At 52.4% G+C, this 19,974-nt stretch carries 21 protein-coding genes; 7 read left to right on the top strand and 14 right to left on the bottom strand.

Annotation, left to right across the window (positions count from 1 at the left end):
• Positions 1-86: 86 nt before the first annotated feature.
• The 4 genes from radC to mutM all read left to right on the top strand — a co-directional run bounded on the left by radC (position 87) and on the right by mutM (position 2,274).
• On the top strand, positions 87-752 hold the full coding sequence (gene radC, locus GTGU_RS19410) for a RadC family protein (protein ID WP_038161100.1): 666 nt from the start codon (positions 87-89) through the stop codon (positions 750-752).
• A 216-nt stretch (positions 753-968) separates the two neighbouring features.
• Entirely contained in the window at positions 969-1,205 is a 237-nt protein-coding gene (gene rpmB, locus GTGU_RS19405; protein ID WP_002436699.1) for a 50S ribosomal protein L28, read from the top strand.
• Positions 1,206-1,227: 22 nt separating this feature from the next.
• Positions 1,228-1,395 (top strand): 50S ribosomal protein L33, encoded by a 168-nt coding sequence (gene rpmG, locus GTGU_RS19400; RefSeq protein WP_003024094.1) that lies wholly within the window; start codon positions 1,228-1,230, stop codon positions 1,393-1,395.
• A 69-nt stretch (positions 1,396-1,464) separates the two neighbouring features.
• Positions 1,465-2,274: a bifunctional DNA-formamidopyrimidine glycosylase/DNA-(apurinic or apyrimidinic site) lyase gene (gene mutM, locus GTGU_RS19395; protein ID WP_038161093.1), complete on the top strand. Its 810-nt coding sequence runs from the start codon at positions 1,465-1,467 to the stop codon at positions 2,272-2,274.
• Here the strand turns inward: mutM and coaD are convergent, their stop codons facing one another.
• The 7 genes from coaD to rfaQ all read right to left on the bottom strand — a co-directional run bounded on the left by coaD (position 2,275) and on the right by rfaQ (position 9,168).
• Positions 2,275-2,754 carry a pantetheine-phosphate adenylyltransferase gene (coaD, locus tag GTGU_RS19390; protein WP_038161089.1) on the bottom strand — a complete coding sequence of 160 codons (480 nt, stop codon included), beginning with the start codon at positions 2,752-2,754 and terminating at the stop codon, positions 2,275-2,277.
• A gap of 2 nt (positions 2,755-2,756) precedes the next feature.
• Positions 2,757-3,533, bottom strand: coding sequence for a glycosyltransferase family 2 protein (locus GTGU_RS19385; protein ID WP_038161087.1), 777 nt, complete (start codon positions 3,531-3,533; stop codon positions 2,757-2,759).
• Positions 3,533-4,807, bottom strand: a complete 1,275-nt coding sequence (gene waaA, locus GTGU_RS19380; RefSeq protein WP_038161084.1) for a lipid IV(A) 3-deoxy-D-manno-octulosonic acid transferase — start codon at positions 4,805-4,807, stop codon at positions 3,533-3,535. Before waaA ends, GTGU_RS19385 begins: the two co-directional genes overlap by 1 nt.
• A gap of 65 nt (positions 4,808-4,872) precedes the next feature.
• On the bottom strand, positions 4,873-5,862 hold the full coding sequence (locus GTGU_RS19375) for a glycosyltransferase (RefSeq protein WP_038161081.1): 990 nt from the start codon (positions 5,860-5,862) through the stop codon (positions 4,873-4,875).
• Positions 5,863-5,873: 11 nt separating this feature from the next.
• Positions 5,874-6,971, bottom strand: a complete 1,098-nt coding sequence (locus tag GTGU_RS19370; protein ID WP_038161080.1) for a glycosyltransferase — start codon at positions 6,969-6,971, stop codon at positions 5,874-5,876.
• A gap of 2 nt (positions 6,972-6,973) precedes the next feature.
• Entirely contained in the window at positions 6,974-8,101 is a 1,128-nt protein-coding gene (locus GTGU_RS19365; RefSeq protein WP_038161078.1) for a glycosyltransferase family 4 protein, read from the bottom strand.
• Complete coding sequence (rfaQ, locus tag GTGU_RS19360) at positions 8,098-9,168, bottom strand: putative lipopolysaccharide heptosyltransferase III (RefSeq protein WP_038161076.1); 1,071 nt, start codon at positions 9,166-9,168, stop codon at positions 8,098-8,100. Before rfaQ ends, GTGU_RS19365 begins: the two co-directional genes overlap by 4 nt.
• 150 nt (positions 9,169-9,318) lie before the next feature.
• On the opposite strand from rfaQ, the gene GTGU_RS19355 reads away from it, so the two are divergent.
• Complete coding sequence (locus GTGU_RS19355; RefSeq protein ID WP_038161073.1) at positions 9,319-10,281, top strand: polysaccharide deacetylase family protein; 963 nt, start codon at positions 9,319-9,321, stop codon at positions 10,279-10,281.
• 13 nt (positions 10,282-10,294) lie between these two features.
• Here the strand turns inward: GTGU_RS19355 and GTGU_RS19350 are convergent, their stop codons facing one another.
• The 6 genes from GTGU_RS19350 to rfaD are packed head-to-tail and all read right to left on the bottom strand — an operon-like array spanning position 10,295 to position 16,438.
• Positions 10,295-11,455, bottom strand: a complete 1,161-nt coding sequence (locus GTGU_RS19350; RefSeq protein WP_038161070.1) for an O-antigen ligase family protein — start codon at positions 11,453-11,455, stop codon at positions 10,295-10,297.
• Positions 11,442-12,350: a sugar glycosyltransferase gene (locus tag GTGU_RS19345; protein ID WP_245609625.1), complete on the bottom strand. Its 909-nt coding sequence runs from the start codon at positions 12,348-12,350 to the stop codon at positions 11,442-11,444. The genes GTGU_RS19350 and GTGU_RS19345 overlap by 14 nt, the downstream gene beginning before the upstream one ends.
• An 8-nt stretch (positions 12,351-12,358) precedes the next feature.
• Positions 12,359-13,456, bottom strand: coding sequence for a glycosyltransferase family 9 protein (locus tag GTGU_RS19340; protein WP_038161065.1), 1,098 nt, complete (start codon positions 13,454-13,456; stop codon positions 12,359-12,361).
• Positions 13,457-14,443: a lipopolysaccharide heptosyltransferase RfaC gene (gene rfaC, locus GTGU_RS19335; protein ID WP_038161061.1), complete on the bottom strand. Its 987-nt coding sequence runs from the start codon at positions 14,441-14,443 to the stop codon at positions 13,457-13,459.
• 3 nt (positions 14,444-14,446) lie between these two features.
• Positions 14,447-15,493: an ADP-heptose--LPS heptosyltransferase RfaF gene (gene rfaF / locus GTGU_RS19330; RefSeq protein WP_038161058.1), complete on the bottom strand. Its 1,047-nt coding sequence runs from the start codon at positions 15,491-15,493 to the stop codon at positions 14,447-14,449.
• A gap of 12 nt (positions 15,494-15,505) precedes the next feature.
• Complete coding sequence (rfaD, locus tag GTGU_RS19325) at positions 15,506-16,438, bottom strand: ADP-glyceromanno-heptose 6-epimerase (RefSeq protein WP_038161055.1); 933 nt, start codon at positions 16,436-16,438, stop codon at positions 15,506-15,508.
• 216 nt (positions 16,439-16,654) lie between these two features.
• On the opposite strand from rfaD, the gene kbl reads away from it, so the two are divergent.
• Positions 16,655-17,851, top strand: coding sequence for a glycine C-acetyltransferase (gene kbl / locus GTGU_RS19320; RefSeq protein ID WP_038161052.1), 1,197 nt, complete (start codon positions 16,655-16,657; stop codon positions 17,849-17,851).
• 9 nt (positions 17,852-17,860) lie between these two features.
• Positions 17,861-18,889 carry an L-threonine 3-dehydrogenase gene (gene tdh, locus GTGU_RS19315; protein ID WP_038161049.1) on the top strand — a complete coding sequence of 343 codons (1,029 nt, stop codon included), beginning with the start codon at positions 17,861-17,863 and terminating at the stop codon, positions 18,887-18,889.
• A 35-nt stretch (positions 18,890-18,924) separates the two neighbouring features.
• Here the strand turns inward: tdh and GTGU_RS19310 are convergent.
• Positions 18,925-19,974, bottom strand: a 1,050-nt coding sequence (locus GTGU_RS19310) for a glycosyltransferase (protein ID WP_038161046.1), incomplete at its 5' end; no start/stop codon positions are given.

Below are 19,974 nucleotides of genomic sequence, written 5' to 3'. Positions count from 1 at the left end.
GAGGCGCTACGCAAGACGGAAAGAAGCCTCTCGGCGAACGAGGCGGAGTGTGCCACGCTGTGGCGCAAGGAGATAAAGGAGCAATAATGGAATCAATGGAATACGCCATGCCGCGGGAAAAAATGCTGCGTAGCGGCATTGAAGCGCTATCAGATGTTGAGTTGCTGGCACTCTTTTTACGGACCGGGACACGCGGGAAGGATGTACTGAGCTGGTCACTGGAGTTGCTGCAACATTTTGGCTCGCTCTATGGTTTATTGTCGGCGGAAAGAAAGGAAATTACCGAGGTATACGGCATGGGCGTCGCCACCTATGCCCAACTGAAAGGGATTGCTGAGCTGGCGAAGCGCTACTACAACACGCGAGTACAGAAAGAAATTTCACTCTCCAGCACGGACATGGTGCGGGAATTTCTGCAAAGTCAGCTGGCGGATGAAGAGCGTGAGATCTTCCTGGTGATCTTTCTTGATAACCAGAACCGGGTGATAAAACACAGCCGCCTTTTTGCCGGGACGCTCAGCCATGTCGAGGTTTATCCTCGGGAAATTGTACGAGAAGCCATCAAAGTGAACGCGTCGTCGCTGATCCTTGCCCATAATCATCCTTCTGGTTTGGCAGAACCGAGCAAAGCGGATAGAATAATCACCAAAGAAATCATGAAATGCTGTTATTTCATGGACATACGCGTTCTCGACCATCTGGTTATTGGTCATGGGGAGTCGGTTTCTTTTGCAGAGCGCGGCTGGATTTAACGCCGATCGCGCGATCCATCGGGATCTTTGTCTGTTCGGGACTTGAGCACACCGCCGACTCAGCGTATACTACGCCACCTTTGAGAATCTCGGGTTTGGCATTTGGGCCTGGCAATCGGGGGTTCACTAAGAACCGCCATGACTGGGCTTTACAGCCTGACGAGGCGCCAATACCCCATACGAAGCTCGAGCTAATTTGATTTTTGGAGAATAGACATGTCCCGAGTCTGCCAAGTTACTGGCAAGCGTCCGGTGACCGGTAACAACCGTTCCCACGCACTGAACGCGACTAAACGCCGTTTCCTGCCGAACCTGCACTCTCACCGTTTCTGGGTTGAGAGCGAGAAGCGTTTTGTCACCCTGCGTGTATCTGCTAAAGGTATGCGTGTAATCGATAAGAAAGGCATCGATACAGTTCTGTCTGAACTGCGTGCCCGTGGCGAAAAGTACTAAGTACTTAAAGAGGAAATAAATCATGGCTAAAGGTATTCGTGAGAAGATCAAGCTGGTTTCTTCTGCTGGTACTGGTCACTTCTATACCACCACGAAGAACAAACGTACTAAGCCGGAAAAACTGGAACTGAAAAAATTCGATCCAGTGGTCCGTCAGCACGTTCTTTACAAAGAAGCTAAAATCAAATAATTTTAGTGGATTGTACGAAAACCTCGCTCCGGCGGGGTTTTCTGTTTTCAGGGCCAGGAGAATAAAACCATGCCGGAATTACCCGAGGTAGAAACCAGCCGTCGCGGTATCGAGCCGCATCTGGTGGGAGCAACCATACTTCATGCCGTGGTGCGCAATGGTCGTCTGCGCTGGCCCGTTTCAGAAGAAATCCATCGCCTGAGCGATAAGCCGGTGCTGAGCGTTCAGCGTCGCGCCAAATACTTGCTGCTTGAACTGCCTGACGGCTGGATCATCATTCATCTCGGTATGTCCGGCAGCCTGCGCATTCTCGCTGAAGAGGTTCCTGCTGAAAAACATGACCATGTCGATCTGGTGCTCAGTAATGGCAAAGTGTTGCGTTACACCGATCCCCGTCGTTTTGGCGCCTGGCTATGGACCGAAGAGCTCGAAGGGCACAACGTGCTGGCGCATCTCGGGCCAGAGCCGCTGAGCGATGCGTTCAACGGCGATTATCTGCACCAGAAATGCGCGAAGAAGAAAACCGCTATTAAACCGTGGCTGATGGATAACAAACTGGTCGTGGGCGTGGGGAACATCTATGCCAGCGAATCGCTGTTCGCTGCCGGGATCCATCCTGATCGCATGGCTTCGTCGCTGTCGCGGGAAGAGTGTGAATTACTGGTTCAGGCGATAAAAGCCGTGCTGCTGCGGTCAATTGAACAGGGTGGAACCACGCTGAAGGATTTCCTGCAGAGTGATGGTAAACCGGGTTATTTTGCGCAGGAATTACAAGTCTATGGCCGTAAGGGCGAGCCCTGCCGAGTGTGCGGTACACCGATCATCGCCAGCAAACATGCCCAGCGTGCGACCTTTTATTGCCGCCACTGTCAGACGTAATTATTTGAGTTTTTCCAGCAACGCCTGATGCACATGGGGTGGCAGGAAGTGAGTGACGTCACCCTGATGGCGCGCCACTTCTTTCACCAGCGATGACGAAATAAACGACCACTCTTTTGACGGCATCAGGAAAACGCTTTCCAGTTCCGGCATCAGGTGGCGATTCATATGCGCCAATTGCATTTCGTATTCAAAGTCAGCGACCGCGCGCAGCCCGCGGATCAGGATATTTGCTTGCTGCGCGCGGGCAAAATTGGCCATCAGATCGCTAAATCCCATCACCACAACGTTACTCAGATGTGCCGTTGCCTGCTGCGCCAGCACCACGCGCTCGTCGAGGTCGAACATCGGCTTTTTGCCCGGACTGGCGGCAATTGCCAGGATCACCGTATCGAACATATATGACGCGCGGGTGATGATATCAATGTGCCCGTTGGTGATTGGGTCGAAGGTGCCTGGGTAGATCGCTTTTGTCGCCATATTTACGCTTTCTCTGACGCTGAGTAGCCGCGGTTCAGTGCCCACAGCCCGGTATATTTGTTGAAAGTATACTGCGCGTTGACCACCGCCAGTAACCATCCCTGCGCGCCATCCAGCACGCCCCCGCGAATCAGCAGCGTTTTCACAAACGCGCCCAGTGTATGCCCGAATATACCCGCCAGCGTCACGCGTTTGCCCTTCTGATGGCGTTCCTGCGCCCATGCCGTGGCATAAGCGAGTTGCTTTTGCTGGAAGCTGGCGAAATCGCGACAGGTCAGATGGCGTAAATCACCGTTCAGTTCGATGACCAGGGCATCGTGACAGTCGAGCGATTCATGTACAAGGTTATCGTTATACTGAAAACGCTCGCGTTCGTACAAACGTATGACCCGATCAGGATACCAGCCGCTATGGCGCATAAAACGACCGAGGAAATAGTTCTGCCGCGCCATACTGTAGACCGCGCCGGGCTGCGGCGAGGCCAGCACCTGACGCAGAGACTGCTCAAGCTCAGGTGTGACGCGCTCGTCGGTGTCGATCATCAAAACATAGTCGCCGGTCGCGTATGACTGTGCGCGCTGACGCTGAGGCCCGTAGCCCTGCCAGTCGGTGTTACTGTAGACCTTTACGCCGAGGCTTTGCGCCAGTTCCACGGTATTATCGGTACTGCCGGAATCCAGCAGGATGATTTCATCGGCCCAGCGAACCGAGGCGATGCACTCCGCCAGCAGGTCGGCTGCGTTTTTCGCGATCATCACCACCGACAGGCGCATGGTCATTAGTGGCTCCGCTGAGGCAGGTAGGGTTGCAGTAACTCCAGCAGACGCGACAGCGCGCCCTGATTCTGGTGTAGCACTTCGACCGCGTGTCGGCCATACCACAGGCGATAATCTTCATCGGTGAGCAGATTGGCGACCTCTTTGACCAGCGAGGCCGCATCGGTCACGGTGATCAGGCCGTCGGCTTGCTGCAGTCGGGCGCATATATCTTTAAAATTGAAGGTGTGCGGCCCCATCAGTACCGGAATGGCATGCGCGGCGGGTTCGAGCGGGTTGTGACCGCCTCGCTCCACCAGGCTGCCGCCGACAAAAGCGAGATCGGCAATGCCATACAGCAGCATCAGTTCGCCCATGGTGTCGCCAATCACTACCTGTGTGCTGCTGGATGGGATCTCGCCGGTGCTGCGCAGAGTAAAACTCATGCCCGCTTTTTGTACCATCTGACGTGCATCGTTGAAACGTTCAGGGTGGCGGGGAACCAGAATCAGCAGGAGTTCCGGGAAACTTTTCAGCAGTTCTTTATGCGCCTGCAGAATAATTTGTTCTTCGCCATCGTGGGTGCTGGTGGCTATCCAGACCTGACGACGCGGTGCCCACTGGCGGCGCAACGTGATAGCGCGCGCGGCAAGTTCAGGCGTGACGGAAATATCAAACTTCAGGCTGCCGGTAATCGCCAGGTGGTTGCGTTTCAGACCCAGAGCGAGAAAACGGTTTCCGTCTTCTTCGTTCTGTGCGGCGATGAGCGTGATTTTACTCAACAGCCGACGCATAAAGCCGCCCAGCTTGCCATAGCCTTTTGCCGAGCGCTCAGAAAGACGGGCGTTGGCGATGACCAGCGGGATTTTGCGCTTATTGAGTGCGGACACCATGTTGGGCCACAGCTCAGTTTCCATCACAATCACCAGCTTTGGTCGCACGGTGTCGAGAAAACGGTTCATGGCGCAGGGAAGATCGTAGGGCAGATAAACGTGATGAACATCTTTGCCGAACGCCGACATGGCGCGTTCAGAACCCGTCGGGGTCATGGTTGTCACGGTAATCGGCAGCGTCGGATAACGGTGGCGCAGCGCGCGAACTAACGGAATCGCCGCCAGCGTTTCGCCGACGGAAACGGAGTGCAGAAGAATACCCTCTGGCGCCACCTTGTTTGTACAAAAGCCGTACCTTTCGGCCCAGCGTTTTCTGTAAGCGGGCGCTTTCCGGCTGCGTAACAGCAATCGCAACCAGACCAGCGGCTGAATAAGGTAGAGCAGGGCGGTATAAAGCAATTCCAAGAGTGTTATCCGTTTTCTGTTTTAGCGGGCAAATTCTAAGCATTTAGCCGGAGTAAAGCTACTCCCTAAATATAACGCTTCAAACGAAAGTACCGACGACCAAGCCGCCAGCGCAGTCGCGGGCTTTTCGCACTCTTCCAGATCAGTTTCCAGATGCCGCGTTCAAAGAATTCCCGAATGATCATCGCCTTTTTCTGTTCATCCTTCATGTTGTCGAAGGTATGAATGATCCCCAGCCCTTCTTTGGCGATCTGCCAGTGGCAGGCCGGAATACGGCTGACTTTTTCCGGGTAACGCTGGTTGATGGCATCCAGCATTTGCAGAATTTTCATGTAATGTCGCGCGGAGCGGATCAGCGTGTCATCAGTGTCTGGTTTATGGGAAACCGAGGCGGAATGGATGTAGTAGTCATAAAACTGTTCGCTGGTGTACTGAACGCGTTCGGCGGTCAGCAGCACTTCGGTGGTCCACGGAATATCCTGATGACGTAAGCCAGGCTCGAAATGGAAATTGTGCTGGCGAATAAAGTCGTGGCGATACAGATTCAGCCAGGTGACATGCAGAAATTTGCGCGAATCCAGCGCCTGCTTCAGCCAGGCCGGGCCGGTCATCACTCCGGTAGATTGCAGCTTATCGAGCGGGAAAATGGGGCGCGACGGTTTTTTGTCGTTTTCCCAGACGTAGTTACCATTGCAGGTGACGACGTCCAGCGTGTTTTCCAGCGCCATATCCAGCAGGCGCTGATACATGCCAGGTTTGAAATAATCATCAATATCAGGAAAGGAGAGATACTGCCCCGTAGCGACCGCGAGACCCGTATTGCGCGCGGCGGAGACGCCCTGATTCTCCTGCTCAAGCACCTGCATTTGCGGGAGTTGCTCGCGCCATTTTTCGACAATGCCCATGGAGCCATCGGTGGAGCCATCATTAACGATGATGACTTCCATGCTGTCGATGTTCTGCGCAACTAAGCAGGAGAAAAACTGATCTAAAAAAGCCTCGCCGTTATAAACGGCCACAACCACACTCAGCAGTGGCGATGTCGGGAGTTGCATAAAATACCTGATTAATGTTTTTCTGCCAGCGAGAGATAACGCTGGCAAATGGCCTCAATGCTATAGGCAGAGATCGTAGAGTCATCAATGACGGGCGGATGATTGTAGATATCCGAAATCGTCTTCGCCAGACCCTCATCGCTCATGTCTGAGAGCCCGCGTGCCAGATCGCCGGTGAGTATTTCGGCGGGTCCGCCAGGGCAACGCGTGCTGACCGGCGGAGTATGACAGATTATGGCTTCAACCAGAACGTTGCCGAACCCTTCGCAATCTGAACTGAGTACCAGCTGGCGGGCGTTTTTAATCCACGGGTACGGATTCGGAACAAACGCGCTGAAGGTGACTTTATCCTCAACGCCCAGCTCGGCGGCAAGGGCTTTCAACCGTTCGCGCTGACGATCATTGCCGTTTCCCATCATTACCAGTGATGCATCAATACCGCTTTGCGCCCAGGCGCGCAGCAGACGGTCATGGCGCTTGTGTTCATGATAACGACCTACGTGAATGATGTAATTCTGGCCCTGCATTTCGCACGGCTCCTGCATTAACTGCTGGATCCTGTCGATATCGAATGGATTGTGGATGACGGTCTGACGCTGTAAATGTATGCCGAGTACCTGGGTTAAATCCTCCAGCACGGCATTTGAAACGGCCACCACCTGACTGTTTTCATAAACATGGCGAATTTTTGCCTGCTTAAACCAACGCGATAACCCTTTACGGTGGCCGAGGTAGGCAAATGAGAACATCCCGTGGACGCAATACCAGATTTTCTTGCGGTCGATAACCTTCGTATGCGACACAATGCGATCGGTTTTGTGCAGGTGTGAAAAGACGATATCGAATTCGCCTTTTTCTTGCGCTTTGCTGATGGCGTCATCAAGCAGACGGGCACGACGATATAACTCCGTCAGCTTCCGCCACGGCTTTTTACAGCGATCCAACACAACCTGGTAATCAAGCCCCTCAGGAAGTGGATAATCACATACCTTGCGCAGGGAGAACAGCGAGACCTGATGACCCATTTCCATTAACCCACGGGAAAGCGTCAATACGGTTTTCTCAGCCCCACCGCCGGGTAAACCATCGATAATCATGAGGATGCGCATCATTAATCCAATAAAGTATGATAAAGCGAAATGAGCTGGCCCGAGAGCCGCTCAGGTGTTGCTTCCTTGACTTTATGTCGGGCATTCATGCCCATATTGTTATCTTTTTCGAGCGCCGGAATGGCCATTACCGCTTCAGCCAGTCGCTGAATATCCAGCGCATCGCAAACAAAACCGTTGATATTCTGTTCAACAAATTCTGCGCCACCACAGGTTGTCGAGGTGATGACAGGTAAACCGCACGCCATTGCTTCAAGGATCACATTCGGAAAAGGGTCATAAAGCGTCGGCAGTAACAAGCCATCGGCCATCTGATAAAACGGTAGCGTCTCTTTCTGCACACCGCAAAAAAGAACACGATCGCTGCACCCGAGCGTGCGCGCCAGCGCCTGATACTGCTTTTCGGCTTTATCCTGACCGACGACCAGCAAATAACGGTCACTTGGCGCGATAGCTCTGATAGCGGCAGTCAGCCCTTTTCGTTCGAATCCGGAGCCAACAAAGCAAAGCGCCACCGCTTCTGGCGGGATGCCATACTGTTGTCGCAGTGCGAATCTTTGCGCACTTTGTGCCGGAGCGAAGCGGCCTGAATCAATACTATTATAAATAACGTGAATTTTATCTGCACCTACGCCGAAATCCTCAATAATCTCTTGTTTGATCATCGCCGCGTTGCAGATCACCGCCTTGAGTTCCGGCGCCTGATACATCTCACGTTCTGCGCCCATCACATAGCGATGATAGCGATCCTGCATCAGAAGCTGGCTGCGCCAGCCAGGTAAAATACGCGCACGTTGCTGAAGCCAGCGACGATGCACGCCATCACCTGCACGATAAATATCACAACCGGGGATACGTTCGTGGCTTTGTACGATATCGAACTGCTCCGCCTGCCACAGCGCGCGTGCCGCATGAGCAAAGCCGCGCTCACGACTGATTCGCCCCCATTTTCGCGGGTTACAAATGTGAATATGCCAGTCGTCCTGCTTGTCACCCTGCCACTCGCGGGTGATCACATTGAGTTCGAGATCCTGGTTACTGAGCGCGCTGAGGGCACGGGAGACAAAGCGTTCTGCGCCGCCATCAGGGCGATACTTTTGTCTGACAATCGCCAGGCGATGTTTTTTCATGACAGAAGTCTCCTGGCGGCATTCACGACAGGCTCGACCGGAATGGCATCCAGATAGCGTTCTTTCGTGTTGGTATCGACGTTATCAGGGTCAGGCAGCGGGCCGTAATCACCGGCCCAGATCACCTCGCCCTTGACCTGCCAGGGGCGCCAGAATGTCAGTTTTGATGGCCCGAACAACGCGATGCAAGGTGTTTGCAGCGCGGCCGCCATGTGCATTGGCACGGAATCCACGCCGATAAACAGCGCGGCATGATCGATAATCGCGCCAAGCTGTCGCAGGCTAAGTTGGCCCGCCAGCGAGATAACACGTTCTGTCGGGCAAGCAGAAAGAATAGTGTCAATCATCGCCAGCTCTTTTTTATCAGGGCCGGAAGTGAGGACAATGGTACGCCCGTCCTGTTGAAGCGCGGTGATGGTTTGCGCCATCTTATTTTCGTCCCAGCATTTGAAGAACCAGCGGGATGTGGGCTGGACGACAATGTATGATCCCGTAACACCTTTCTCCGCCAGTTTTGCTTCAACACCCTGCCAGTCGTCAGCGGAATAGCACATCGAGACGTTGGTCTGAGGCTCAATATGAAGCGGCTCGAGAATCGTTAAATTTTGTTCAACAGTGTGCAACGTTGTGTGATTCGTCACCAGTGCCAGCCGCGTATGACAATAACGCCAGAAGGCGCTGCGGCGTTTATTAAAGGCAAAGCCGATGCGCACCGGCGCACCGGTAAATCGCGTGATAATGGCGCTGCGCCACTGATCGGCGAGATTAACGACAAGGTCGTAATGCTGTTTTCGCAAGGTTTTCAGCAACTGCCACTCTTTCGCCAGATGGCCGCGCGTACCGAGCTGTTTCCATTTTCGATCGATGCCATAGATATGATGAATATCCGGATGGGCCGCCAGCATATCCCGTGTTTCTTCGTACAACAGGACGTCAATGCGCGCATTAGGCCAGTGCTGATGCAGGGAGTTGATGACCGGCGTCGTCAGAAGCATGTCGCCATGATGACGTAATTTTATCAACAAAATCCGTAATTCAGGCGTGTTAAGTTGGTTATTCATCATTATCTTATCGGAAGCAATATGCGTGCAATTCTAATAGACCTGCTGCACAGTTGCATCCTTTCTCCTTAATGTCGGTCTTTTCCTGGCGAGTATTTACTCCCACCGGCCCGAGTGCGTAACATAGTATTTATCGGTATGACTAATGAGAACAACATGACCAGACCCGCATTTATCATCACTATTGATACAGAAGGCGATAATCTGTGGCAAAACCATCGACAGATTAAAACGGAGAATGCCCGCTTTTTACCGCGCTTTCAGTCACTTTGTGAAAAATTTGGTTTCAAACCGGTCTGGTTAACGAACTATGAGATGGCGGTTGATCCTGTTTATGTTGCGTTTGCTAAGGATGTCATTGCGCGCGGGCAGGGTGAAGTCGGGATGCATCTTCATGCCTGGAACAGTCCGCCGGAGTTCGACCTTACGGGTGATGACTGGCGCTGGCAACCCTATCTGATTGAATTCCCGGATGCCGTGTTGCGGGACAAAGTCGAGTTTATGACGCAATTGCTGGAAGACACCTTCCAGACAAAAATGCGTAGCCACCGGGCCGGCCGCTGGGCATTTGACAGCCGTTATGCGAAGTTGCTGATTGAGCAGGGCTATCAGGTGGACTGCTCCGTCACCCCGCGCGTGAACTGGCGCAACGCCAAAGGTGCGCCGCAGGGCAACGGCGGGACAGATTTCCAGCATTTTCCCGATCACGCTTATTTTATGGATGAAAATGCGATTCATCAGCCGGGCAACAGCCCGTTGCTGGAAGTGCCGATGAGTATTCAATACAAACATCCCGCCTGGCTGAACAGCATCAAACAGGGTTACGATCGGCTGCGAGGAAAATACCGCTCCCCGTCAGTAAACTGGTTGCGCCCTGCCGGTGGTAATGTGGCGCAAATGATCGCCGTGGCAGAAAAATGCCTGGCACAGGGCAATGATTACGTTGAGTTTATGCTGCACTCTTCCGAGTTTATGCCCGGCGGCAGTCCGACGTTTAAGGATGACGCGGCAATCGAAGGGTTGTATCAGGACCTGGAACAGCTGTTTGCCTGGCTCGCGCAACGAACGCAGGGAATGACGCTGGCAGAGTATTATGAAATGAAAAAAAACGCCGGGTAACCGGCGTTTTTCTTTAATATTGCTGTCGTTGCGGGGGAACACTCAACACGATAATAAGTGGTAACCAGAACAAGACCCAGTATTCACGCGGGTTACTGATAATGAACATCCCCTGGGTTGAGTAGAAGATCAGTGCAAACAGCAAAATAGCAATTTCGGCCGTATGGTGTGCAGCGAGGTGCTTTTTACATTGCCACAGGCTATAGCCGATCATGCCGATAAATAACGTAAACCCAACAAAGCCGCCCTTTAACAATGCTGAGACATAGAGGCTATGTGTTGTTGTTACGGGTTGCTTGATGCTATTGATGAACGTGAGTTCTTTATCAAACCCCCAGCCAAAAATGGGCTTTTCAAGGCTCACCTCAAACGCATGCTGCCATATTCCAAACCGGATAAAGCTCTGTTGATAGGAAGATTCAATGCGCATTACAAAACGATCAAGAAAGCCACTGAAATACAATGCAGCGGCGACTACGACCAATAACATAATGATGCCAGGCAGGAATTTCAGATTTAAATTTGGTCGTAGCAAGTAAACCATAACGCCTGCAAGCACTAAGGCGAGCAGAGGACCACGGCTCTGAGTCAAAATAAGACACAGCAGCAGTAGTGGAACGGGCAGAAGAACCCACAGCGTTTTCATTTCCCTGACCAGAAGGGCACTCAATAAAATACCCAATGCCATATAGCCGCCCAGATCAATCACGTTGTCTGGCGCCCACGGAAAAGCATGATTCAGTCGTTGGGTGAAAATTTTTGTTTTGTCGACATAAATGAGGGTCAAAATCGCCAGTATGATAGTTCCCAGCCAGGCGGCAGTAATGACGGCTTTCTTATACCCTGCCAGTTCTGCCTGACGGTAAAGTGCCATCAGAACCAGCAAATAAAAAGAATGGGTCAGAGATGACTCCAGATGAGAGTGATCAGCCCACAGATTAGAGAATGAATAGTAAATGACAAACAGGGCGACGAGCAGCATCGCTGGCAAATATTGTCTGTCGTCTAAAACACTTTTACGCACCAGCGGCGAAAAGATGAACGACAGCAGGAATAGTGAAAGCGCAACATGGAATAAAATATTAACACGAGAAATGCCACAAAATATTGTGCTGAGCAATATAAAAGAAATAAAAAACCAGATATAAGTTTTCTTCCAGTTAACTGAAGACATTATTAAAATCCTGTTTAGGAAAGATTGATTCTGGAACTGCGCTTTGTGAAGAAAGATTAATGACCGATACACTCATTTCTGCAAGAACAGTGCTTGCGAGTTGTAGCGCCGGAATAACGGTATCTTTAACTTTATTTTGAAGGAAGGATGGCCGTTTGTTGATGTTGTCCTCATAGAATCTGGGATCATTAAAGTTATTCATATCAAGCCCGGCGATGTAGATTTTTTTAAAGCCGAGATAACCAAGTGCCTGCAATGCCCAGTAAACAACGGTTCCGGCATCGAAAACACCCTGACGGATATCTTTAGCATAAGCGATATGATTTTTCTCTGTAGAAAAAGCAATATCAATATTGTTATGGAATATTTTGTAAATATTTTCTTTTTTTACTGATGGCTGATAGGTTTGGTAACAAATATCTTCCAGAATTGCAATCTGACATACAATATTTGATATGCCAAACTGTTCGATTAACTTAACGATACCCATCACCGTTGTGAACAGGATAATGCTACTATTTTTGCAGAGACCTTCCATTACTGAAGTATGGTGGTCTATAAACGTCATATCGACAACGAAGTACAAATTAAAACGAAGAATGCCGTTGAGATGCCAGGCCCCATTCACCCCGGCTCTGTTGATATGCTCAGGTAGTCTTGAAAAATCAAGCGTATTTACAGAAGGGCCTGTGGCGGTGAGTAATACCTCGCCTGTATATTTTTGCGCAAGCGAAGAGAGTCTGACGATATTAATTGGCTCTTTTTTATAGGTGAAAGTGGTGATTTCGCCTTCGCTATTTCGCTGGATCTTAACAAATGGCCATAAATTTTCGTTATGTCGCATATTGCGTTTATGGCTGTAACGGTAAAATTGTTTAGTCAGCGTTCCCATCATTATCCTGCTTAGTGTACGAGCGTAGCATCCATGTTATGGCATTGAGATGCAACGAAATGATGCAGTTTATTAATGTCAGTTTCGGTTAAGTTAAATAACGTCTCTCGTGGTTGATCGAAATAATACCGCGTCTCAAAGACATAAGAACAAATATTTTCGTCGTCGCCAATTAGCAGCGTTTTGCCTAGCGGGCGTTGCTCATAATGGCAACAGGGACCGAAAAGCAGCACGACAGGGACGCCGACAGCATCAGCGATATAGACGTTGCCGGAGTCTGAGGCGATGTAGCAATCCATCTTTGAAATGGTGAACGGGGCATCTTCCAGCGGAAGCAGCCCGAGCAGACTGATGATGTTGTCCGGCTCCTCGTCGAGATGCCGATAAAGATCATCCAGCCAGGGCTGCTCGTCATCAGTACCAAAAACATAAAACACGCAGGGCAGGTCAGAGAGTGCGTCAAAAATACTTTTCCAGGTAGCGGGAGGGACCGTCTTGGCGCGATTACCCGCTGAGATACTGATCCCGATACGGATAACGTCTTTTTTCTCCAGGCTTTCCGGCCAGGCTTTGGGCATATACAGCGGATGGGTCGCGTGTTTGGGAACATCCTGCCAGCTCAGTTTTCTGTCTGCCAGCTGCAAATAGTTTGTGACTGACAGCGTGCGCTTGCCATGTTCAATCACCCCGTCTGCGGTGGCGTAAAAAATACCGTGATACCAGCGACGGGTATAAATGCTCAGAAACTGTTTATTTTTGGCATTGCAAACCGCAGCAAAAAAAAGGTTCGTACTATTGGGCTGCAACAGGTAGACGTTGTCGTAGCGATTCATAATCTGCCAGGCGAAGCGGAGCTTGGCAAACAGATTGCGCTTGTGCAGACCAATGAGATAGATGGTATCAATCGTGTCGTCACGTTCAGCCAGTGGCGCTACGCCCCGGCTGATAAGAACATCGCTTGTCTTGAGATAGCTGAGCAGCGGCGTGGCATTCACAAAATCGCCAATTTTCGCTGTCTGAATGACGAGATTTTTGCCCGTGTTTTTGCGAAACAGTTTGCCCAGTAACTTTACCGGGAAAAAAAGGATAAACAGAAAGACATAGCTCATTTAGCTGTCTTCCATGTCAACGCGTCGCAGGTTGCCCTGTAAAGCGGTAAAAATTGCATCGGCCGTGATATCTCCCATATTGCGGGTCGGACTTACCATTTGTTGTTGGTTCTTACCATATCCGCCAATGAGCCCAGGGTCCGTTGGGCCAAACAGCGTGATATTGGGGCGGTCAAGCGCGGCGGTAAGATGACTCAACCCTGTATCGACCGAAACTACCGCCTGCGCACCCGCCAGAGTGGCAGCCACCTCGGCTAATGAGAGCTTCGGCAGGACTTCAACATAGTCGAGACCGGTTGCGATACGTTCCGCCCGTTGCCGCTCATGTTCTGCACCCCATGGGAGTTTAATATGTAACCCGGTTGGTTGCATCCGTTCTAAAAGCATTCGCCAGTGCGATTCCGGCCAGTGTTTGTCGTCACGCGTGGTGGCATGCAGGAAAACAACGTATGGCGGTTGCATTTCATCGCTATTTTTCAGGAAATGCTGAGCTATCGCGTAATCACCCTGCGTCTGCGGTTTGCTGTAACCCAGACTTCTGGCAAACAGTTCGCGGGTGCGTTCCACGGCGTGCTGCTGTTTTGCAATATGATGGCGACGATTATAGAACAGACTCGCCAGTGGTTCGCGTGCCGTTTGCCAGTCCATCCCGTGTTTGATGCCATGCGCCAGCCGAGTCACCAGTGCGGCGCTTTTTACCAGGCCCTGTGCATCAATGACGGCATCGTAATGCGCCTGCTGTAGCTGCTCGCGAAAGGTCTGTCTCTCCTGCCTGATGGCGGCGGAAAACCAGGCTTTTCGCCAGCGGCGAATGGCGACAGGTATTACGCGATCCACAGTGGCATGCCAGGTGGGGATTTGTGCGAAACCTTCTTCAACTACCCAGTCAAAACGGATCCCTGGAAGCGCAATCGCGGCATCGCTGAGTGCCGGCAGGGTGTGCAGCACATCGCCCATGGAGGAAGTTTTTACAATCAATACCCGCATCCGTCAGACTTCCTCGTCCAGCAGCAAAGCGTTAAGCGCTTCCAGTACGCTTTCCGGCGTAATATCGATCAGGCTCTGGTGATAACCTTCTGCGGCATCGCCTTTGCGCACCTTGTGATAGCCCGTAATCAGGCGAATTACCTTCGCTTTGTGAGACAGCGGCGGCGTAAAGTCGGGGCTGCTCGGGCCATAAAGCGCAATGAGCGGGCGGTTCAACGCGGCGGCGACATGCATCAGCCCGGAATCGTTACTGACCACGGCTTTACAGGCGGCAATCAGGATCACCGCCTGTTCCAGCTGGGTTTCACCCGCCAGGTTGCGGCACCAGGCCTGTTGTTCAATGCTGAGCGTCGCCAGAATTTCATTGCCCGCGTCGTGATCCTTCGCCGAGCCAAACAGGACTACCTGATAGCCTTCGTCAATCAGTTGTTTCGCCAGTTCGGCGTAGTGGTAATGCGGCCAGCGTTTCGCCGGGCCAAATTCGGCGCCCGGACAAAAGCCGATCATTGGGCGTTCTGCCGAGAGACCAAATGCGTTACAGGTCTGCGATTTTTCACCGTCGGAGACCTGCAATTGTGGCCACAGTAGCGGCTGCGGTAAATCTCTGGCGGAGCGCATCACGCCCTTGTCGTAAGCCAGCGCAACGTAACGTTCCACCATCAGCGGCCAGGCGGCTTTATCCAGCACGCGCGCATCGTTGAGCAGGCCATAGCGCATTTCGCCACGCCAGCCGGTGCGTAGGGGAATGCCAGCGAAGAAAGGCACGAGTGCGGATTTAAATGAGTTTGGCAGGACGTAAGCGCGGTCATAACGACGATCGCGCAGACTGTGGCCGAGTTTACGACGCTCACCAATTTCCAGCGCGCCGTGACCCAGCGGCATGGGGATCGCCTCGTTCACTTCCGGCATGCGTGATAAAAGCGGACGGCACCACGCGGGTGCCATCACGTCAATTATCGCCTGAGGATAACGCGCCTTGAGCGTGCGATAGAGACTTTGCGACATCATCATGTCGCCCACCCAGGACGGGCCAACCACCAGTATTCTCATCAGTTGCTTGCCTTACGCGTCGCGGTTCAGCCAGGCCATATATTCCGTTACACCTTCGGCAACGGTTTTGAACGGCTTGTCGTAACCGGCAGCGCGAAGGTTAGTGAGATCCGCCTGAGTAAATGCCTGGTAGCGGCCTTTCAGTTTATCCGGGAACGGAATGTATTCAATGCTGCCTTTTTTGTGGAAGGCGAGCGTCGCATCGGCTACGGCCTGGAAAGATTCCGCGCGGCCCGTACCGAGATTGAAGATGCCGGAAACACCGTTTTCCCAGAACCACAGGTTGACCGCTGCAACGTCACCGACGTACACAAAGTCGCGCTTAAAGTTGTCGCTACCTTCGAACAGTTTCGGGCTTTCGCCATTGTTGAGCTGGGTGTTGAGGTGGAATGCCACGCTCGCCATGCTGCCTTTGTGACCTTCACGCGGTCCGTAAACGTTGAAGTAACGGAAACCGACCACCTGCGAACCGGCTTCCGGCAGGATCTGACGAACATATTCATCGAACAGGAATTTTGAGTAACCGTAAACGTTCAGCGGCTTTTCATATTCACGGGATTCGATAAAGTCAGAAGTACGGCCGCCGTAGGTCGCTGCAGATGAGGCATACAGGAACGGAATCTCGCGCTCAAGGCAGTAGTGCAGCAGCTCTTTGGAGTACTGATAGTTATTATCCATCATGTACTTACCATCCCACTCAGTGGTGGAGGAGCAGGCACCTTCATGGAAAATCGCCTCGATGTCGCCGAACTCTTCACCCGCCATAATCTGGATCAGAAAGTCTTCTTTATCCATGTAATCAGCGATATTCAGGTCTACCAGGTTGGCGAATTTGGTACCATCTTTCAGGTTGTCTACCACCAGAATGTCGGTAATACCTTTGTCATTCAGTGCCTTGACAATGTTGCTGCCGATGAAGCCAGCGCCGCCGGTAACGATGATCATAACGATAACCTTTGAAATGTGAATGACCGGGACTATCCCGGACGCTAATGCTTCTTATCATATCATCAGAAGAGAAACCCTTCAGCCATTCCCCGACACCTCACAGGGTTACACGTGATTTATGCTACAAAAAATGCACTTCATACTCTGTCATCTCGTATAGAAGTATAGCTTTGGGTAATATGTGCCAAATTTAGCCGAATCTGGAGAGTTGCAATGCGTGGGGATTTTTACAAACAGTTAGCCAATGACCTTGATACCGCTCGTGCTGAAGGGTTGTTTAAAGAAGAGCGCATTATCACGTCTGCCCAGCAGGCGGATATCACTGTCGGCGACGGCAGCCACGTCATCAATTTCTGCGCCAACAACTACCTCGGTCTGGCGAACCATCCGGCGCTGGTCGCTGCAGCAAAAGCGGGTATGGACAGCCATGGCTTCGGGATGGCGTCGGTCCGCTTCATCTGCGGAACGCAGGACACGCACAAAGTGCTGGAGAAAAAACTGGCGGAGTTCCTCGGTATGGAAGATGCCATTCTGTACTCCTCCTGCTTCGATGCCAACGGCGGTCTGTTTGAAACACTACTCGGCGCAGAAGACGCGATTATTTCTGACGCGCTGAACCATGCATCGATCATCGATGGTGTGCGTCTGTGTAAAGCGAAGCGCTTCCGTTACGCCAACAACGACATGCAGGAGCTGGAAGCGCGTCTGAAAGAAGCGCGTGAAGCGGGCGCTCGCCACGTCCTGATTGCTACTGACGGCGTATTCTCAATGGATGGTGTGATCGCCAACCTGAAAGGCGTGTGCGATCTGGCAGACAAATACGACGCGCTGGTGATGGTCGATGATTCCCACGCGGTCGGTTTTGTCGGTGAAAATGGTCGCGGTACGCATGAATACTGCGATGTGATGGGCCGTGTGGACATTATCACCGGTACGCTCGGTAAAGCGCTCGGTGGCGCGTCTGGTGGCTATACCGCTGCGCGTAAAGAGGTCGTGGAATGGCTGCGCCAGCGCTCTCGTCCGTATCTTTTCTCAAACTCCCTCGCGCCTGCGATTGTCTCTGCGTCGATTAAAGTGCTGGAAATGCTGGCATCCGGCGCTGAATTGCGTGACCGCCTGTGGGCTAACGCGCGCCTGTTCCGCGAAAAAATGACCGCCGCTGGCTTTACCCTGGCTGGTGCCGATCACGCGATTATCCCGGTGATGCTGGGTGAAGCGACGGTCGCTCAGGAATTTGCTCGCGAACTGCAAAAAGAAGGTATTTATGTCACCGGCTTCTTCTACCCGGTGGTACCAAAAGGTCAGGCGCGTATCCGGACCCAAATGTCGGCTGCACATACGCCTGAACAGATTGAACGTGCGGTAGAAGCCTTTACCCGCATCGGTAAACAACTGGGCGTGATTGCCTGAGGATGTGAGATGAAAGCGTTATCCAAACTGAAAGCGGAAGAAGGGATCTGGATGACTGATGTGCCGGAACCGGCCATGGGTCATAACGATCTCCTGATTAAAATCCGTAAAACAGCCATCTGCGGAACGGATGTACACATCTACAACTGGGATGAGTGGTCGCAAAAAACCATTCCGGTACCGATGGTCGTGGGCCATGAATATGTTGGCGAAGTGGTCGGCATTGGTCAGGAAGTGAAGGGCTTTAACATCGGTGATCGCGTCTCCGGTGAAGGCCATATCACTTGCGGACACTGCCGCAACTGCCGTGGCGGTCGCACGCACCTGTGCCGCAATACCATCGGCGTGGGCGTCAATCGCCCGGGGTGCTTTGCGGAATATCTGGTGATCCCGGCATTTAACGCGTTCAAAATCCCGGACAATATCTCTGATGATTTAGCCTCCATTTTTGACCCGTTTGGCAATGCGGTACATACGGCGCTCTCTTTTGACCTGGTCGGCGAAGATGTGCTGGTCTCGGGCGCAGGTCCGATCGGCGTCATGGCGGCGGCTGTGGCGAAGCACGTGGGTGCGCGTCATGTCGTCATCACTGATGTGAATGAATATCGTCTTGAGCTGGCGCGCAAAATGGGCGTCACCCGCGCGGTTAACGTCGCGAAAGAGAACCTGGCCGATGTGATGGCCGAGCTGAGCATGACCGAAGGATTTGACGTTGGTCTGGAAATGTCCGGTGCGCCGCCCGCATTCCGCACCATGCTCGACACCATGAATCACAGTGGTCGCATCGCGATGCTCGGTATTCCACCATCAGACATGTCCATCGACTGGACCAAGGTGATCTTTAAAGGGCTGTTTATCAAAGGGATCTACGGTCGCGAGATGTTTGAAACCTGGTACAAAATGGCGGCGCTGATCCAGTCTGGTCTGGATTTATCGCCAATCATCACTCACCGTTTCGGGATTGATGATTTCCAGAAAGGCTTCGACGCGATGCGTTCTGGCCAGTCCGGAAAAGTGATTTTAAGCTGGGATAAATAAGCCCGTGATTGCCGGGGGCGCGTTCGCGCTCCCGGTTAAACGCCCGAACGCCTCGACTGAATTGTCCCCAGAACGTCTTCCACACCGGAAACATAATGTTCAATCGCGTACTGGCTGCGCACCTGCTGCTGGCCGTTTTGCGCGAGCCGCTGGCGCAGCGACGCATCCTGCCAGATACGGGTGAGATGATTTTCCAGCATTTTCACATCGCTCCAGGGAAACAGCAGACCGGTTTGCTCATGGTGAACCAGCTCCTGCGTTCCCGTCACGTCTGATCCCACGACCGGAATACCAAGCAGCATTGCTTCAAGCACCACCCGCGGCAGCCCTTCGCTGCTGGATGCGAGAATAAACGCGTCAAAGGCTGCCAGATAATCAAAAGGATTATTTTTGAAGCCGGTGAAGATCATATGCTCCGCAATTCCCAGCGTTCTGGCTTGTGCTTCCAGTGCGCTGCGCTCCGGCCCCTGACCCACCAGTATCATTTTCCAGCTCGCTTCAGGATGTTGCTGGTGGAACTGCGCCAGCGCTGCCAGCGTATGATGATTGGATTTGCGTGCGAGTAGCGATCCGATGCTACCGAAGACGAAGGTCTCAGGCGTAATGTCCAGGGTTTTGCGCATCAGCTGGCGATCCGGCAGCGGCTGGTTAACATCAATGGCGTTATTCACCGTCACACAATACGGCTTCTCTACCCCATTTTTCAGCAACACCTGCTCCACGCCCTGCGAAACGGCGATGATCTTATCAATGCGTTGATTGACTAATGACACCAGCGACGGCGTGAGCGTGGGCTCAATGCGGCAGTGCTGCACCAGCGCAACAGGCAGACCGTCAACAGCGTGATAGCCTTCCTCGTTTGAGCCCGGCTGATTGTTCATATAGAGAATGTCGTAACCGTCGTCTTGCAGCAACTGTCGTAGCCGTTTCGCGTTCGGCTGAATGCGCCACAGGCTGTCCATTTTGCGGGTGAAGGCTTTGCGGGCACCGCGGGAGAAAAACAGCAGGCTGCGTCCAAGCTCTTTGAGCACTTTCGCCCAGACTGGCTGGCAGCGCGCAGGCAGCAGAATCATCGGTATACCAAA

The sequence above is a fragment of the Trabulsiella guamensis ATCC 49490 genome (assembly GCF_000734965.1).
GTDB classification, from domain to species: domain Bacteria; phylum Pseudomonadota; class Gammaproteobacteria; order Enterobacterales; family Enterobacteriaceae; genus Trabulsiella; species Trabulsiella guamensis.
This window is presented reverse-complemented; position numbering and strand designations above follow the sequence as displayed.

What these genes read in the sequence shown, in the direction of transcription:
- radC (WP_038161100.1), top strand. Translation starts at nt 87, where the DNA reads ATGGAATCAATGGAATACGCCATGCCGCGGGAAAAAATGCTGCGTAGC.
- rpmB (WP_002436699.1), top strand. Translation starts at nt 969, where the DNA reads ATGTCCCGAGTCTGCCAAGTTACTGGCAAGCGTCCGGTGACCGGTAAC.
- rpmG (WP_003024094.1), top strand. Translation starts at nt 1,228, where the DNA reads ATGGCTAAAGGTATTCGTGAGAAGATCAAGCTGGTTTCTTCTGCTGGT.
- mutM (WP_038161093.1), top strand. Translation starts at nt 1,465, where the DNA reads ATGCCGGAATTACCCGAGGTAGAAACCAGCCGTCGCGGTATCGAGCCG.
- coaD (WP_038161089.1), bottom strand. Translation starts at nt 2,754, where the DNA reads ATGGCGACAAAAGCGATCTACCCAGGCACCTTCGACCCAATCACCAAC.
- GTGU_RS19385 (WP_038161087.1), bottom strand. Translation starts at nt 3,533, where the DNA reads ATGACCATGCGCCTGTCGGTGGTGATGATCGCGAAAAACGCAGCCGAC.
- GTGU_RS19375 (WP_038161081.1), bottom strand. Translation starts at nt 5,862, where the DNA reads ATGCAACTCCCGACATCGCCACTGCTGAGTGTGGTTGTGGCCGTTTAT.
- GTGU_RS19370 (WP_038161080.1), bottom strand. Translation starts at nt 6,971, where the DNA reads ATGCGCATCCTCATGATTATCGATGGTTTACCCGGCGGTGGGGCTGAG.
- GTGU_RS19365 (WP_038161078.1), bottom strand. Translation starts at nt 8,101, where the DNA reads ATGAAAAAACATCGCCTGGCGATTGTCAGACAAAAGTATCGCCCTGAT.
- GTGU_RS19355 (WP_038161073.1), top strand. Translation starts at nt 9,319, where the DNA reads ATGACCAGACCCGCATTTATCATCACTATTGATACAGAAGGCGATAAT.
- GTGU_RS19350 (WP_038161070.1), bottom strand. Translation starts at nt 11,455, where the DNA reads ATGTCTTCAGTTAACTGGAAGAAAACTTATATCTGGTTTTTTATTTCT.
- GTGU_RS19345 (WP_245609625.1), bottom strand. Translation starts at nt 12,350, where the DNA reads ATGATGGGAACGCTGACTAAACAATTTTACCGTTACAGCCATAAACGC.
- GTGU_RS19340 (WP_038161065.1), bottom strand. Translation starts at nt 13,456, where the DNA reads ATGAGCTATGTCTTTCTGTTTATCCTTTTTTTCCCGGTAAAGTTACTG.
- rfaC (WP_038161061.1), bottom strand. Translation starts at nt 14,443, where the DNA reads ATGCGGGTATTGATTGTAAAAACTTCCTCCATGGGCGATGTGCTGCAC.
- rfaF (WP_038161058.1), bottom strand. Translation starts at nt 15,493, where the DNA reads ATGAGAATACTGGTGGTTGGCCCGTCCTGGGTGGGCGACATGATGATG.
- rfaD (WP_038161055.1), bottom strand. Translation starts at nt 16,438, where the DNA reads ATGATCATCGTTACCGGCGGCGCTGGCTTCATCGGCAGCAACATTGTC.
- kbl (WP_038161052.1), top strand. Translation starts at nt 16,655, where the DNA reads ATGCGTGGGGATTTTTACAAACAGTTAGCCAATGACCTTGATACCGCT.
- tdh (WP_038161049.1), top strand. Translation starts at nt 17,861, where the DNA reads ATGAAAGCGTTATCCAAACTGAAAGCGGAAGAAGGGATCTGGATGACT.